Source organism: Streptomyces sp. M41(2017), from assembly GCF_002078175.1.
GTDB lineage: Bacteria > Actinomycetota > Actinomycetes > Streptomycetales > Streptomycetaceae > Streptomyces.
In genome coordinates this window covers 1,513,979-1,529,466 of record NZ_MWFK01000002.1, presented here as the reverse complement: position 1 = coordinate 1,529,466, position 15,488 = coordinate 1,513,979, and the positions used below count along the sequence as shown (strand labels likewise).

The following is a 15,488-nucleotide window of genomic DNA, read 5'->3' as shown; positions in this document are numbered from 1 at the left end:
GTCCGGAACTCTCCCTGACTCAGGCGGCCGAGCCGACGCCGGCCGGCGCGGCCGTGCGGACGGTGACCTGGTGATCGTCGTTCACGTTCGATGCGTGCACCGGATTGCGGCGTGAGGCGGCGACGATGAACGACGCGACGGCCACCGCGACGAGCGCGATCACCACGGTGCCGAACGTTCCGCCGTGCTTCACCACACTCGCCGACACACCGCCGACCAGCGCGGCGGCCGGCAGGGTCACCAGCCAGGCGACCGCCATCCGGCCCGCGGTGCCCCAGCGCACCTCGGCCAGCCGCCTTCCCAGTCCGGCGCCGAGAATGCCCCCCGAGCAGACCTGCGTGGTGGACAGCGCGAAACCGAGGTGGGCCGAGGTCAGGATCACGGTCGTGGAGGCGGCCTCGGCCGCGAAGCCCTGGGGTGACTGGATGTCCGTGAGTCCCTTGCCCATCGTCCGGATGATCCGCCAGCCGCCGATGTAGGTGCCCAGACCGATCGCGAGGCCCGCCGACGCGATGACCCAGACCGGCGGGCCGGCGTCGTGGCCGAGCGCGCCCGACGAGATCAGGGTCAGCGTGACGACGCCCATCGTCTTCTGCGCGTCGTTCGTCCCGTGCGCCAGCGACACCAGCGAGGCGGAGGCGATCTGGCCGAGCCGGAAGCCCTTCGTCACCGACTTCTCGCGGGCCCGGGCGGTGATCCGGTACGCCAGGTAGGTGGCCAGGAGCGCGGCGACGCCCGCGACGACCGGCGAGGCCACCGCCGGGATCAGGATCTTCTCCAGCACCTTGTCGAAGTGGACGCCCTTCGTACCCGCGCCGACCCACACCGCGCCGATGAGCCCGCCGAACAGGGCGTGCGAGGAACTGGACGGAAGCCCGAGCAGCCACGTCAGCAGATTCCAGAGGATCGCCCCGACCAGGCCCGCGAAGATCATGCCGGGGGTCACGAGGGTGTCGTCGACGATCCCACCGGAGATGGTCCTGGCGACCTCGGTGGACAGGAACGCCCCGCCCACGTTCAGAACACCACTGATGAGGACGGCCGTTCTGGGCCTGAGGGCGCCGGTGGCGATGGACGTGGCCATCGCGTTCGCCGTGTCATGGAACCCGTTGGTGAAATCGAAGGCCAGAGCCGTGACGATGACGACCGCCACGAGGAACGTGATGTGGTCCATCCCTCGATGAAAGCAATCGGAGGCGTACGCCGGGCGAACCGGAGGCAAAGCGCACGCATGGCCGAGTCGAGATGGACGTGTGTTCACGACGTATCGGACGGCGCCCGGCCACACGGACGTCCCTGATGGTCCGTCACAGCGCTTGCCCGGCAGCGGACGAACTGTTCAGGATGACGGCCATGCCGACCTTCGCCGCATCCGACGGAACCCGACTCGCCCACCACGGCAGGGGCGAGGGCCCGCCGCTGCTCTGTCTGCCCGGTGGGCCGATGCGCGCCTCCGCCTACCTCGGCGACCTCGGAGGGCTGGCCCGTCACCGCCGGCTCTGCCTGCTCGACCTGCGGGGCACCGGCGCCTCGGACCGTCCGGCCGACCCGGCGACGTACCGCTGCGACCGCCAGGCCGACGACGTGGAGGCGTTCCGGCAGCACCTCGGACTCGACCGGGTCGATCTGCTCGCCCACTCGGCGGGCGGCGACCTGGCCCTGCTGTACGCCGTCCGGCACCCCGACCGCGTCCGCTCCCTCACCCTCGTCACCGCTCGGGCCCGGGCCCTCGGTGTCGACTTCACGCCGGAGCACCGGGCGGAGGGGGCGGCGCTCCGCGCGGGGGAACCGTGGTTCGAGGGTGCGCACGCTGCCTACGGACGGATCTGGGCCGGCACCGCCGGCGATGCCGACTTCGACGCGGCCGCCCCGTTCTTCTACGGCCGTTGGGACGCGGCCGCACGCGCCCACGCGGCGACCGACCTCGACCAGACGAACGAGGAGGCCGCCGACCGCTACGCGACACCGGACGCCTTCCGGCCCGCGGCGGCCCGGGCCGTCGTGGCCGCCTGGGACGTGCGGGTGCTGCTCGTCGCGGGCGCCCTGGACAGCGGCCCTCTGCCACGCGTCGCCGCGACCGTCGCGGACCTCTTCGCGCGGGCCGAGTCGGCCGTCCTGCCGGGGGCCGGCCACTTCCCCTGGCTCGACGAACCGCGACTCTTCACGGACACGGTCGAGGGTTTCCTCGGCCGCCAGGAGTGAGCGGAAGGGGTCGCATCAGGACGCTCCGGACCTGCCGGACCTGTCTGCGGGAGGAAGGGGCGGGGTGAAGGCGGGGAACGGGCCCTGGGCCAGGCGCAGATCGACCCACTCCGCCGTCTCGCCCGGCAGGACGTACCGGTCGAACTCCACGAACCCGTGGCGTCGGGCGAAGCGCAGGCCCGCCTCGTTGGCCGCGAGCACCACCGTCTCGATCGTCTCGGCACCCAGCGCCCGGGCCTCGGCCAGGCCGTGCGCGTACAGCTCCTCGCCGAAGCCCTGTCCGCGGTGCTCGGCCAGCACGCGCGCGATGACGGTCGCGGTCCCGCCGTCCCCGGCCGGCGGGCGCACGGTCGTGCAGCCCACCAGGACGTCACCCGCGTACGCGACCTCCAGACGGTAGCGCCGGACCCGCTCGCGCACGTCGTCGAGCGACAGGGCGGCGGGCGGCACGATCACGTTGTGGACGTGCTGCCAGTCCGTGAGACGGGCGTCGTCGTCGGGCTTCTCGATACGCAGTGTGGGCACCGGAGCAGGAAACCCGCGCGCGCGGCCCGCCGTCAACGGCGTTTGCGCGCAGGGCCGTCCGGACGGTGCCGGGGCGTCGTGCCCGCCGATTCAGCCGAGACGCGGGATCTCGATCGCGGGGCAGCGGTCCATCACCATGTCGAGCCCCGCGGCGCGCGTCCGTTCGTAGGCGCCCTCGTCGATCACGTCCAGCTGGAACCACACGCCCTTGGCTCCGATGGTGACGGCCTCGTCCGCGACCGGACCGGCCAGCCCGCTGTTGACGAAGACGTCGACGACGTCGACCTCGAAGGGGATGTCCGCCAGCGACGCGTACCCCTTCTCCCCGTGGACCGTCTCCGCCTTGGGGTGCACCGGCACGATCCGCTTGCCGAAGCGCTGGAGGACGTCGGCCACGCCGTAGGCCGCGCGATGCTGGTTCGAGGAGAGCCCGACGATCGCCCAGGTGTCGCCCAGCTCGGTGAGGATCTTGCGGATCGTTGCCTGGTCGCCGTACACGCTCGGCCTCCTCGTGGTCCCTGACATGGATGCTCGGCCATCCGGCCGCCCACCAGGCACAACGGCTCGCGTCACGCGGTGATTCCCGCCGGTTCCGGGTCGTTCGACGGCGTCGCCGCCGGGAGGGCGGAGAACCGGCGAAGTCGGCGCGACCGGGCCACCCGGGGGCGCGCGGGCGGGAGCGCCCGTCCGGAATGGCGCCGACCTCCCCGCGCCCGGCCGCCCACCGGCCTAGGCTCAGCCCGTGCTCCGTATCCTCGACGCCCGTACGGGCGAACTCATCGACGCCGCCCGCGCCCGCCGCGGTCTGGTCCGGGTCCACGCGCGCGTGGACGCGTTCGACGCCACGGCGCTGCGGGTGCTGGTCTGCGCCGACGTCCTGGTGCGGGCCCTGGAGGTCGGCGGCAATCCCGTGTGGTCGACCCTGACGTCGGTCGAGGATCCTGCCCACGCGGACGGACTGAGGGAGAGCGCTGCCGGACTCGGTATCCGGCCCTTCGAGGAGCATCACGACACGGGGACGGGACCGGTGGCCACCCAGACGGTCGAGGTGTGCGCCGCGGGCGGAACGGCGACGGACGCCGTCCGCTTCGAGGTGGCGCCGGTCGACACCGGCGGCGGCCCGGTTCCCGCACCCGCCGACCCCACCGTCCTGCGCCTGGCACTGCTCGCACCTCCCAGGGACCGGCCCCTCCGTCTCGACGCGGCGGCCCTGGCGGACGCCGAGAGCACCCTCGAGCGCCGGCGTGCCGCCGTCGCTCACTGGGCCACCCGGCCGTCCAAGGCCGTCCCCGACGACGTACGCCTGCGGCTGCGCACCGCCTGGGAGGACGACCTGGACGTCCCCGCCGTCCTGGACGTGCTGGGGTGGATCGAGACGTCGGACCTCGCGGAGGGAGCGCGCTTCGAGTCCTACGCCTACGCCGACCGGCTGCTCGGCCTGGAACTCACCCGCGAGATCGGTTCGGCGTGGTGAACCGGCGCGCCCAGGCGGGCCCGCGGCGCAGGCTCGTCGTACTGCGGCACGCGAAGTCCGCCTACCCGGCCGGAGTCCCCGACCACGAGCGCCCTCTCGCGCCGCGCGGACTGCGGGACGCGCCCGCGGCCGGACGCGCGCTGGCCGAAGCCGACTGGATCCCCGACCTCGCGCTCTGCTCCACCGCCGTGCGCGCCCGCCGGACCTGGGAACTCGCGGCCGACCAGTGGGGCACGCCGCCGCCGGTACGGGTCGACGAACGGCTGTACGCGGCGGACGTACCCGAGCTACTCGAAGCGGTACGCGAAGTCCCCGAAGGGGTGCGGACGTTGCTGCTGATCGGACACAACCCCGGGCTGGAGGAACTGATCCTCACACTCGCCGGTGACGGATTCGACGACACACTCGACCAGGTCAGGACGAAGTACCCGACGTCGGCCGTCGCGGTCCTCGTCTGGCACGGCGCGGGGTGGCACGAACTGGCACCCGGCACGGCACTCCTGACGGACGTCACCGTGCCACGCGGCAAGAAGGCCTGATCCGCCGCGCCGGCCGGTCGCCGCCCCCCCGCGCCCCCCCGGTTCCGGTCGGGCGGGCACCGCCGTCGGGCACGCGCGCGTACAGCGCATACGCTGGGACGATGCTGGACGAGTACCGCACCGTGGCCCGCGCGGGTGTGCACGAGACCGAGATCAACCGCTCCCGCTTCCTGTGCGCCCTCGCCCCGGCCGCCACCGAGCAGGAGGCCCAGGACTTCATCGCCGCCGTCCGCAAGCGGCACGCCGACGCGAGCCACAACTGCTCCGCCTACGTCATCGGAGCCGACGCGGCCGTGCAGAAGGCGAGCGACGACGGCGAACCGGGCGGCACCGCGGGCGTCCCCATGCTCCAGATGCTGCTGCGCCGCGACATGCGGTACGTCGTCGCCGTCGTCACCCGCTACTACGGCGGGATCAAGCTCGGCGCCGGTGGACTGATCAGGGCGTACGGCGGCTCGGTGGGCGAGGCGCTGGACGAACTGGGCACCATCACCCGGCGCCGGTTCCGGCTGGCGACCGTCACCGTCGACCACCAGCGGGCCGGCAAGGTAGAGAACGATCTCCGCTCCACCGGGCGCGAGGTGCGTGATGTTCGTTACGGCGAGGCGGTCACCATCGAGATCGGGCTGCCGGACGCCGACGTGGACGCGTTCCGCGCCTGGCTGGCCGACACCACGGCGGGGACGGCCGGGTTCGAGCTGGGCGGAGAGGCCTACGGAGACGTGTGACACGGGCGGAGAGGCCGACCGGGACGTGTGACAGGCGGCGCGAACCGGACGAAACGGTCAACTCCCCTGCGGTCATGACGGGCTGATACGGGAGTAACCGCCCGTGATGTCAGACCCGGCCGTTACCCTTCGGGGATCATGAGGCTCCTGCACACTTCCGACTGGCATCTGGGCCGGGCGTTCCACCGGGTGAACATGCTCGACGCCCAGGCCGGGTTCATCGGCCATCTCGTCGACACCGCCCGCGAGCGCGAGGCGGACGCCGTGGTCGTCTCGGGAGACGTGTACGACCGTGCCGTCCCGCCGCTCGCCGCCGTCCAGCTCTTCGATGACGCGCTGCACCGGCTGGCCGACCTCGGCGTGCCCACGATCATGATCTCCGGCAACCACGACTCCGCGCGACGCCTCGGTGTCGGTGCCGGGCTCATCGACCGGGCGGGCATCCACCTGCGGACCGACGCCACGGCCTGCGGCACACCCGTGGTGCTCACCGACGGCCACGGCGACATCGCCTTCTACGGCCTGCCCTACCTCGAACCGGCCCTCGTGAAGGACGAGTTCGGCGTGGACAAGCCGGGCCACGAAGCCGTGCTGGCCGCCGCCATGGACCGGGTCCGCGCCGACCTCGCCACGCGCCCGCCGGGCACCCGCTCCGTCGTCCTCGCCCACGCCTTTGTCACCGGCGGCGCGGTGAGCGACAGCGAGCGGGACATCACCGTCGGCGGGGTCGCCTCCGTGCCCGCAGGGGTCTTCGACGGCGTCGACTACACCGCCCTCGGCCACCTGCACGGCAGCCAGACCATCAGCGAGCGTGTGCGCTACTCGGGCTCGCCCCTGCCGTACTCCTTCTCGGAGGCCGACCACCGCAAGACCATGTGGCTGGTGGACCTCGGGCCCGACGGCTCCCTGGACGCGGAGCGGATCGACTGCCCCGTGCCACGCGGCCTCGCCCGCGTCCGCGGCCACCTGGAGGACCTGCTCGCCGACCCCGGCCTCGCGCGTCACGAGGACGCCTGGGTCGAGGCCACCCTCACCGACCCGGTGCGGCCCGCCGATCCCATGGCCCGCCTGACCGAGCGCTTCCCGCACACGCTCAGCCTCGTCTTCGACCCCGAGCGCGCTCCACAGGACCCCGACGTCTCGTACGCGCGGCGCCTCGCCGGCCGCAGTGAGCAGGAGATCGCCGAGGACTTCGTCGCGCACGTGCGCGGGGCGGGCCCCGACCCCAGCGAACAGGCCGTGCTGCGGGACGCGTTCGACGCCGTCCGCGCCGACGAGACCGTACGGGAGACCGCCCGGTGACATCCCGCCCGCCGCACCCCCCTGCGACCGCACGCCCGGACACCGAGAGGACCCGATGAGGCTGCACCGCCTGGACATCACCGCCTTCGGCCCCTTCGGCGGCACCCAGCGGGTCGACTTCGACGAGCTGTCCGCCGCCGGACTCTTCCTGCTGCACGGCCCGACGGGCGCCGGCAAGACCTCCGTGCTCGACGCCGTCTGCTTCGCGCTGTACGGCGCGGTCCCCGGCGCCCGGCAGAGCGGTCAGGGCCTCGGCCTGCGCAGCGACCACGCGGCCCCCGCCACCCGCACCGAGGTCCGCGTCGAACTCACCGTCGCCGGAAGGCGCCTGGAGGTCACCCGGCAACCGCCCTGGGCACGCCCCAAGAAGCGCGGCACCGGCACCACGACCGAGAAGGCGCAGAGCTGGCTGCGCGCCTACGACTCCGCCGCCGGCGCGTGGACGGACCTCAGCCGCTCCCACCAGGAGATCGGCGAGGAGATCACCCAACTGCTCGGCATGAGCCGTGAGCAGTTCTGCCAGGTCGTGCTGCTGCCCCAGGGAGACTTCGCGCGTTTCCTGCGTGCCGACGCCGAGGCCCGCGGCAAGCTGCTCGGCCGGCTCTTCGACACCCACCGGTTCGCGGAGGTGGAGAAGCGCCTCGCCGAGCGGCGCCGGGCCACCGAGGCCGAGGTGCGGTCCGGTGACGCCGCGCTGCTCGCCGACGCGCACCGCATGCACCAGGAGGCCGGGGACATCACCGAGATTCCGTTCCCCGACCTGGCCCCGGGGGATCCGGGTCTCGCCGAGTCCGTGCTCGCCTGGGCGGCGGTGGCCCGCAGCGCCGCGCGCGAGCGCTCGACCATCGCCCACTGCGCGCGCCGGGCCGCCGAGTCGGCGCAGGCGGCGGCGGACCGTGCACTGGACGAGGTACGTGAAGTGGACCGGCTGCAGCGCCGGTTCACCGAAGCACGGGAGCGGGCCGCACGCCTGGAGGACCGCGCCGAAGCCCACCGCGACGCCCGGACGCGGATGGAGCGCGCCCGCAAGGCCGAGGCCGTCGCTCCCGCGCTCGACCTGCGCGAGGCGGCCGAGGCCGAGCACCGGCGGGCGGCCGACGCGGAGACCCGCGCGCGGGCGGATCTGCCGGAGACCTTCGCCGGGGCCGGAGCCCCGGGGCTGGCCGCCGCCGCACGCAAGGCCGCCGAGGAGCTCGGCGGCCTCGCGTCGGCACGCCGCGCCGAGCGCCGCCTCACCGAGCTCGGCACGGAGCGCACCGACCTGGACCGCCAGGAGCGGGCCGACGAGGACGTCCTCCAGGACACCGAGAGCTGGCTGGCCGACTGGGAGAACCTGCGCGCGGACATCGAGACGCGGATCGAAGCCGCGCAGGACGCCGCCTCCCGCGCAGAACAGCTCGGCCTGCGGCGCGACCCCGCGATCAAGCGGCTCGGTGCCGCCCGCGCGCGCGACGCGTTCGCCCGGGACACCGAGGACGCCCACGAGCGGACCCTCACCGCGCGCGAGACGGCCACCGAGGCCCGCACCCGGTGGCTCGACCTGAAGGAGCAGCGCCTCCAGGGCATCGCCGCCGAACTCGCGGCCGGCCTCGTCGAGGGGGAGGCCTGCGCCGTCTGCGGTGCCACCGAACACCCCGCCCCCGCGCGGAAGATCGCGGGACACGTCGACCGCGAGACGGAGGAGCGTGCCCTCGCCGCCTACCAGCGCGCCGACGAGGAGCGGGCCGAGGCGGAGCGGCGCCTCGGTGTCGTCCGCGAGGCCCTGGCCGCCGCCACGGCCGAGGCCGGAGACGCGCCGACCGGGCAACTCGCCGAAGAGGCAGAGGAACTGGAGCGGCACCTCGACCAGGCGCGCAGAGCGGCCTCCGGGCTGCACGCGGCTCGCGAGGCGCGCGAACAGGCCGAGCGGGAGCACCGGCAGCGGCTGGCCTCCCAGCAGGAAGCCTCCCGCCGGGTCGCCTCACGCGCCTCGCTCAGGGACGCCCTCGACCGCGAGAAGGTCGCACTGGAAGAGGAGTTGGAGCAGGCGCGTGCTGCCGCCGTGAGCGTGGCCGTGCGGGCCGCCCAGCTGGAGCGGCAGGCCGCGCTCCTCACCGAGGCGGCCGACTGCGCCCGCGCGTTCGAGGACACCGCGCAGCGACTGAAGGACGCCGACGCGCGCCTCGCCGACGCCGCCTTCCGCGTCGGGTTCGAGACCCCTCGGGCCGCAGCCGACGCGCTGCTCGACGACGAGGCCCACCGCGACCTCCAACGAAGGCTCGACGCATGGCAGTTCGAGGAGTCGGCGGTCCGTGCCGTGCTCGCCGAGGCCGACACCGCGGACGCCGCCCGCCGCCCGCCCGCTGAGCTGCCCGCCGCCGAGCGGGCCGCCGAAGCCGCCGACCGCCGCCTGCGGGAGGCAGCCTCGACGCAGGACGCGGCGGCTCGTCGCTGCACGGAGCTGGACGGCCTCTCCGCCCGGGCCCTCAGGGGAGTGGTCCGGCTCGCCCCGCTGCGCGCGGAGTACGACCGGGTGGCCGGGCTGGCCGGTCTCGCCGCGGGCACGTCGGCGGACAACGAACGCAGGATGCGTCTGGAGTCGTACGTCCTCGCCGCCCGCCTGGAGCAGGTCGCCGCCGCCGCGACCGTACGGCTGCAGCGCATGTCCTCCGGGCGCTACACCCTGGTGCACTCCGACGACCGGGCCGGCCGGGGCCGCAGCGGGCTCGGGCTGCACGTCGTGGACGCGTGGACCGGACGCGAGCGTGACACGGCGACCCTGTCGGGCGGCGAGACGTTCTTCGCCTCCCTCGCCCTCGCCCTGGGTCTCGCGGACGTCGTGACCGACGAGGCCGGCGGGGTCCGGCTCGACACGCTCTTCATCGACGAGGGCTTCGGCAGTCTCGACGACCAGACCCTCGACGAGGTCCTCGACGTCCTCGACTCGCTGCGCGAGCGCGACCGCAGCGTCGGCATCGTCAGCCATGTCGCCGACCTGCGCCGGCGGATCCACGCCCAGCTGGAGGTGGTGAAGGGGAGGACGGGGTCGGTCGTACGGCAGCGGGGCGGCGAGGGGTGAGCGGGGCGCTCACCGGGTGGTGAGGCCGGGGACGCCGGGTGCGTCAACCCCAGCGGCCTGCGCCGAGGCGGACACCTGCCCGCCGGCCCGGCGCCTTTCCACGCCCGTTCGCGTCAGCCCGACCGGCCGCGTGCACCGCGTCGGCGTCAGAGGCCCAGCGGGCGGCGGGGCAGCGGCGAGGAGTAGACGACGCTCGTCGTCACCGAGCCCAGCGTGCCGATCCTGCCCGCCACCGTCTCCAGGTGGGTCATCGAACGCGCCGCGACCTTGATGACGAAGCAGTCGTCGCCGGTCACATGATGCGCCTCGAGAATCTCGGGCGTCGCCTCGACGAGGTCGTGGAACGGTTTGTAGTTGCCGTTCGGATACCGGAGCCGCACGAAGGCGAGGATCGGCATCCCCAGACTCTCCGGCGCGACGACGGCCGCGTACCCCTGGATGACGCCCGCCTCCTCCAGGCGCCGCACCCGCTCGGTGACGGCGCTCGCGGACATGGAGACGGCACGGGCCAGGTCGGCGAAGCTGGCCCGGCCCTCCCGCTGGAGGACGTCGAGGATGCGCCAGTCGGTGGCGTCCGGGGAATACGCGGTCACTGTTGATGAATACCAGCCGAATCCCCGGCGGATCAAGAGCGATGCCGTGGATCGCCGCTTCAGGACGGCGATCGACGACCGTAGATTTCTGGTCAGGAAGTCCCGCGGGACCGGTGCGGCACAGGCACCGGGGTGGCGACGGCGGCACCGGGCCGACGGGACACGGGTGGAAGGCCAGACCATGACTGTCACCACTGCCGGCAGCACTGCCGACACGGCAACCGACACCGCTGCGACTCCGGAGGCCGCACCGGCGAACCCCGTTCTGCGCGTCGCGCCCGCCTCGCCGGCCGCCGCGGCGGCCTACTTCGGGACGAGCCTCGCCTTCCACGCGGACGTGTCCGACGTGGCGGCGGCCCTCTCCACCGGCGAGGACCCCGGATTCGTCGTTCTCGACGCCCGCTCCACCGCGTCCTGGGACCAGGGACACGTTCCCGGCGCGGTCCACCTGCCGACCGCTCTCATCCCCGGTCAGGCCGGGCACCTGCTGGACCGGTCCGTACCCGTCGTCACGTACTGCTGGGGCCCCGGCTGCAACGGCGGAACCCGGGCGGCACTCGCTCTCGCCGAACTGGGCTATCAGGTCAAGGAGATGCTCGGTGGCTTCGAGTACTGGGCGCGCGAGGGCTTCGAGTTCGAGACCTGGCAGGGGCGGGAGCGCCGCGCCGCCGACCCGTTGACGTCACCCGTGGACACGGACGACTGCGGTTGCTGAGTGTCCCAACAAGGTTCTGAGGGACGCCAATTGGGAGTTCACGGCCTCACCGGCGCGGTACCGGGCGGCTTCGGGGCGCCTGCCGAACGGGTGCCGGCGCGCGCCGTGTAGCTTCTGCCCATGGTCAGATACGCGGAGCCCGGTGCGGTCGAGTGGGTGGAGTCGGGCGGCGGGCCGCTCATAGCGATCCCGGAAGCGGTCCTGCCGTTCTGGTCGGGGGCGGACGGCGACGAGTCGTCCTCCGACTACGACCGGGCCTGCGATGTCGAGGGCTTCATCGGGCTCGTACCGGTCGGTGACTCCAGGGCCCTGGTCCTCGGCGACGAACCCGCCTCGACCTCCTACCTCCCCGAGCACGGCGTCTTCGTACGGTGGAGCGCCGCCGAGTCCGAGGACGAACTCCTCGCCGTCGTCCCGGCGGCCCTCGCGACGGCCGTGTGGGATCCGGAGGTGCAGTGGAACGTGCCCGGCCCCGTCGTCCTCTTCGACGCCGCGTGGCCGGGCCCGGCCTCCGAGCGCACCGACCACCTGAAGGTGGCCCTCGCGCCGGGCCGGTACGGGGTGCGCGCGGCCCATGTCGAGCCGGGCCCCGAGACGTGGGTGGGGCTCGTCCAGCTGCGTCGGCTCGCGCACTGACGCATGGTGCGGAGCGGCCCTCGCCGGCAGGGCCGCTCCGCACGCCGCGGTCAGAGCCGGGACAGTTCCTCGACCAGATCGTCCAGTCCGAGCGACCCCAGCGACAGGGCGGCCATGTGCCACGCCTTGGCGTCGAAGGCGTCACCGTGGCGCCGCTTCGCGTTCTCGCGGCCCAGCAGCCAGGCGCGCTCGCCGATCTTGTAACCGATGGCCTGCCCGGGCATCGTGAGGTAGCGGGTCAGCTCGCTCTCCACGAAGTCCGCGGGACGACTGCTGTGCGCGCCGAAGAACTCCTGCGCCAGGTCCGGCGTCCAGCGCTCGCCCGGGTGGAACGGCGAGTCGGCCGGGATCTCCAGCCCCAGGTGCATCCCGATGTCGATGATGACGCGGGCGGCCCGCATCATCTGCGCGTCGAGGTAGCCGAGCCGCTGCTCCGCGTCCGTGAGGAACCCCAGTTCGTCCATCAGGCGCTCCGCGTACAGCGCCCAGCCCTCGCAGTTGGCGCTGACCCGGCCGACGCCGGACTGGTAGCGGGACAGGTCATCGACCACGTGCACCCACTGGGCGAGCTGCAGGTGATGGCCGGGCACGCCCTCGTGGTACCAGGTCGACACGAGATCGTAGACCGGGAAGCGGGTCGCTCCCATCGTGGGCAGCCAGGTGCGTCCCGGGCGCGAGAAGTCCTGCGAGGGGGCCGTGTAGTACGGGGCGGCGGCGCTGCCGGGCGGGGCGATGCGCGACTCCACCCGCTTGACCTGCTCGGCCAGTTCGAAGTGGGTGCCGTCCAGGGCCGTGATCGCCTCGTCCATCAGCCCCTGGAGCCAGGCCTGGACCTCGTCGACCCCCTCGATGTGCCGGCCGTGCTCGTCGAGGTGCGCGAGCGCCACCCACGGTGTCGACGCGCCGGGCAGGATCTTCTCGGCCTCCGTCCTCATCTCGGCGAGAAGCCGGTGGTACTCGGCCCAGCCGTACGCGTACGCCTCGTCCAGGTCGAGATCCGTGCCGTTGAAGTAGCGCGCGAGCCGCGCGTACCGTTCGCGGCCCACCGTCTCGGACGCGCCCTCGATCGTCGGCGCGTACACGTCGCGCATCCAGTCCCGCAGGGAGAGCAGCGCCTCCGTCGCGGTCCGCGCCGCCGTGTCCAGCTCCTCGCGCAGCGACGCCGGGCCCGCCGAGACGAAGTCCTCGAACCAGCCGCGCCCCTGCCCGTCCGTGTCCGACCACTCGGTGAGCTGTTCGATGAACGTGGCGGCCGGGCGCGGGGCCGCGTACAGCTTGCGGTCCAGGCCGAGGGCGAGCGACTCGCGGTAGCCGGTGAGCGCGGCCGGTACCGCCCGCAACCGCTGGGCGACGGTGGCCCAGTCCTCGTCCGTCCCGGTCGGGGTCAGTGTGAAGACCTGCCGCACCGAATGCACCGGGGTGTGCAGGTTACCGACCGCCCGCAGGCCCTCGCCGGCGTCGTGGACGGCGAGTTCGGCGGTGAGCCGCTCTCGCAGCAGCCGGCCGCAGCGGCGCTCGATGTCACGCTCCGCTCCGGGCTGCCGCTCGGCCTCGTCGAGCCGGGCGAGTGTGACGCGCGCCAGTTCGGCGACGGCCTCCTGGCCGGCGGGCGAGGTGTCGGGGAGCCTGCCGTAGCTCTCCGGAACCCCGAGATAGGTACCGAGGACCGGATCGAGGGCGGTGAGCTCGTCGACGTACGCGTCGGCGACCTCGCGGGGCAGCGGCTTCTTCGTCTGTGACATGCGGCCATCCTCGTACGGGGACGGCCGCCGCGTCAGCCCCGGTCCGCCGGTCCGGTCACCGCATCAACCGGATTTCGCCGCCGGTGACGACCCTGCCGGAGCCGGGGGCAGCAGCGGTCCGCAGTCCCACTGCTGGAAGATCAACCGCGTCTCGACGCGGGCCACTTCGCGCTGGGAGGTGAACTCGTCGAGCACCAGCCGCTGAAGATCCGCCATGTCCGCGACCGCGACGTGGATGAGGTAGTCGTCCGGGCCGGTGAGGTGGAAGACGGTCCGGGACTCCGGCAGCAGCCTGATCCGGTCCACGAACGGGCCCACCAACTCCCGTCGGTGCGGCCGGACCTGCACGGACAGCAGGGCTTCGAGCCCCCGCCCCAGCTTCGCCGGGTCCAGCCGCAGCTGATGGCCGAGAATCACCCCCGCCCGCCGCAGCCGCGTCACGCGGTCCAGGCAGGTCGAGGGCGCGACACCCACCTGCGCCGCGAGATCCCGGTACGTCGTCCGGGCGTCGTTCTGCAACAGCCGCAGCAGATGAAGATCGACCGGATCGAGTACGACGGAATCGGCCATGGCGCGAACGTAACACGGGATGCGGCGCCCGAACCCCGTCGGGTGTTCAGGCTTCCTCCCATGGACTCCGTTGTGTACGACACCGCAGACGCGTACGACGCCGACGCCCGCGACGACCGGCGGGGAACCGGCGCCGCTTCCGTCGCCCGCCCCCGGGCCCTCGCCACCGAGGCCGTGCACGCCGGCCGGGAGGATCTGGCCGCCCTCGGCCTGCACGCGGCACCGATCGACCTGTCCACCACCTATCCCTCGTACGACAGTCGCGGGGAGGCGGCCCGCATCGACGCGTTCGCCGCCGAGGGCGCAGAACCCGAAGGCCCGCCCGTCTACGGCCGCCTCGGCAACCCGACCGTGGCCCGCTTCGAGACGGCCCTCGCGCGCCTCGAAGGCACCGAGAGCGCGGTCGCGTTCGCGAGCGGCATGGCCGCACTCAGCGCCGTGCTGCTGGTACGGAACGCGATGGGCCTGCGCCATGTCGTCGCCGTCCGGCCTCTGTACGGGTGCAGCGACCACCTGCTCACGGCGGGGCTCCTCGGCTCCGAGGTCACCTGGGTCGACCCGGCCGGAATCGCCGACGCCCTGCGTCCGGACACAGGTCTCGTCATGGTCGAGTCGCCCGCCAACCCGACGCTCGCCGAACTCGACCTCCGGGCCGTCGCGCACGCCTGCGGTTCCGTCCCGCTCCTCGCCGACAACACCTTCGCCACCCCCGTGCTGCAACGCCCCGTCGAATTGGGCGCGCGGCTGGTCCTGCACAGCGCCACCAAGTACCTCGGCGGACACGGCGACGTCATGGCCGGGGTGGTGGCGTGCGACGAGGAGTTCGCCCGGGGGCTGCGCCAGGTGCGGTTCGCGACGGGCGGCGTCCTGCACCCGCTGGCCGGCTATCTGCTGCTCCGCGGCCTGTCGACCCTGCCGGTACGGGTCCGGGCCGCGTCCTCGAACGCCGCCGAACTCGCCCGCCGGCTGGCCGACGACCCGCGCGTGGCCCGCGTCCACTACCCGCGCATCGGCGGCGCCATGATCGCGTTCGAGGTGCACGGCGACCCGCACGACGTCATCGCCGGGGTCAGGCTCATCACCCCGGCCGTGAGCCTCGGCAGTGTGGACAGCCTCATCCAGCACCCGGCATCCATCAGTCACCGCATCGTGCCCACCGAGGACCGCCATGACGCGGGCGTCAGCGACCGGCTGCTGCGCCTGTCGGTGGGCCTGGAGGACGTCGACGACCTGTGGTCCGACCTGGACGGCGCGCTCGGGTTCACGAGCGGCGGCTGAGGGGTTCGGGGGTGCGGGTGGGGCTTGGGCGCGGGGACGGGCGAGGCGGCGGCGAGTCCTCCCGTGGGTGCCGCCCGCCGCCTTCGCCCCGCCGGTGAACGGGCACGCCCGTTCACCGGCTCCCGG

The 15,488-nt window shown here is 73.5% G+C and carries 15 protein-coding genes; 9 read left to right on the top strand and 6 right to left on the bottom strand.

Annotated features, from left to right (window positions below; genetic code table 11):
• Nucleotides 1-19: 19 nt before the first annotated feature.
• On the bottom strand, nucleotides 20-1,174 hold the full coding sequence (locus B0675_RS32470) for an inorganic phosphate transporter (RefSeq protein WP_081223179.1): 1,155 nt from the start codon (nucleotides 1,172-1,174) through the stop codon (nucleotides 20-22).
• A 179-nt stretch (nucleotides 1,175-1,353) separates the two neighbouring features.
• Between B0675_RS32470 and B0675_RS32465 the strand changes: the two genes are divergently transcribed.
• Nucleotides 1,354-2,202 (top strand): alpha/beta hydrolase, encoded by an 849-nt coding sequence (locus tag B0675_RS32465; RefSeq protein ID WP_081224015.1) that lies wholly within the window; start codon nucleotides 1,354-1,356, stop codon nucleotides 2,200-2,202.
• Between the two features lie 15 nt (nucleotides 2,203-2,217).
• Here B0675_RS32465 and B0675_RS32460 read toward each other — a convergent pair whose 3' ends face one another.
• Both B0675_RS32460 and B0675_RS32455 read right to left on the bottom strand, forming a co-directional pair.
• Entirely contained in the window at nucleotides 2,218-2,727 is a 510-nt protein-coding gene (locus B0675_RS32460; protein ID WP_081223178.1) for a GNAT family N-acetyltransferase, read from the bottom strand.
• 90 nt (nucleotides 2,728-2,817) lie between these two features.
• Nucleotides 2,818-3,225 (bottom strand): CoA-binding protein, encoded by a 408-nt coding sequence (locus B0675_RS32455; RefSeq protein ID WP_179165483.1) that lies wholly within the window; start codon nucleotides 3,223-3,225, stop codon nucleotides 2,818-2,820.
• 244 nt (nucleotides 3,226-3,469) lie between these two features.
• Here B0675_RS32455 and B0675_RS32450 point away from each other — a divergent pair, with 244 nt between their 5' ends.
• From B0675_RS32450 to B0675_RS32430, 5 genes are all read left to right on the top strand, one after another.
• On the top strand, nucleotides 3,470-4,201 hold the full coding sequence (locus tag B0675_RS32450; protein WP_081223176.1) for a hypothetical protein: 732 nt from the start codon (nucleotides 3,470-3,472) through the stop codon (nucleotides 4,199-4,201).
• Nucleotides 4,198-4,740, top strand: a complete 543-nt coding sequence (locus B0675_RS32445) for a histidine phosphatase family protein (RefSeq protein WP_081224014.1) — start codon at nucleotides 4,198-4,200, stop codon at nucleotides 4,738-4,740. The genes B0675_RS32450 and B0675_RS32445 overlap by 4 nt, the downstream gene beginning before the upstream one ends.
• Before the next feature lie 101 nt (nucleotides 4,741-4,841).
• The gene (locus tag B0675_RS32440; RefSeq protein ID WP_081223175.1) at nucleotides 4,842-5,468 is read left to right on the top strand and encodes a YigZ family protein; all 627 of its coding nucleotides are present in this window, start codon (nucleotides 4,842-4,844) and stop codon (nucleotides 5,466-5,468) included.
• A 138-nt stretch (nucleotides 5,469-5,606) separates the two neighbouring features.
• Entirely contained in the window at nucleotides 5,607-6,770 is a 1,164-nt protein-coding gene (locus B0675_RS32435; RefSeq protein ID WP_081223174.1) for an exonuclease SbcCD subunit D, read from the top strand.
• 55 nt (nucleotides 6,771-6,825) lie between these two features.
• A complete protein-coding gene (locus B0675_RS32430; protein WP_081223173.1) occupies nucleotides 6,826-9,828 on the top strand; it encodes an SMC family ATPase in 3,003 nt (1,000 codons plus the stop codon).
• A gap of 146 nt (nucleotides 9,829-9,974) precedes the next feature.
• Here B0675_RS32430 and B0675_RS32425 read toward each other — a convergent pair whose 3' ends face one another.
• Entirely contained in the window at nucleotides 9,975-10,421 is a 447-nt protein-coding gene (locus B0675_RS32425) for an Lrp/AsnC family transcriptional regulator (protein ID WP_081223172.1), read from the bottom strand.
• A 181-nt stretch (nucleotides 10,422-10,602) separates the two neighbouring features.
• Here B0675_RS32425 and B0675_RS32420 point away from each other — a divergent pair, with 181 nt between their 5' ends.
• Nucleotides 10,603-11,136 (top strand): rhodanese-like domain-containing protein, encoded by a 534-nt coding sequence (locus tag B0675_RS32420; protein ID WP_081223171.1) that lies wholly within the window; start codon nucleotides 10,603-10,605, stop codon nucleotides 11,134-11,136.
• A gap of 120 nt (nucleotides 11,137-11,256) precedes the next feature.
• A complete protein-coding gene (locus B0675_RS32415; RefSeq protein WP_081223170.1) occupies nucleotides 11,257-11,772 on the top strand; it encodes an immunity 21 family protein in 516 nt (171 codons plus the stop codon).
• 50 nt (nucleotides 11,773-11,822) lie between these two features.
• On the opposite strand, the gene B0675_RS32410 is transcribed toward B0675_RS32415, so the two are convergent.
• Nucleotides 11,823-13,514: a DUF885 domain-containing protein gene (locus B0675_RS32410; RefSeq protein ID WP_081223169.1), complete on the bottom strand. Its 1,692-nt coding sequence runs from the start codon at nucleotides 13,512-13,514 to the stop codon at nucleotides 11,823-11,825.
• Between the two features lie 63 nt (nucleotides 13,515-13,577).
• Complete coding sequence (locus B0675_RS32405) at nucleotides 13,578-14,084, bottom strand: Lrp/AsnC family transcriptional regulator (RefSeq protein ID WP_081223168.1); 507 nt, start codon at nucleotides 14,082-14,084, stop codon at nucleotides 13,578-13,580.
• A gap of 60 nt (nucleotides 14,085-14,144) precedes the next feature.
• On the opposite strand from B0675_RS32405, the gene B0675_RS32400 reads away from it, so the two are divergent.
• A complete protein-coding gene (locus B0675_RS32400) occupies nucleotides 14,145-15,362 on the top strand; it encodes a PLP-dependent transferase (RefSeq protein WP_081223167.1) in 1,218 nt (405 codons plus the stop codon).
• The last annotated feature ends 126 nt before the right edge of the window (nucleotides 15,363-15,488 follow it).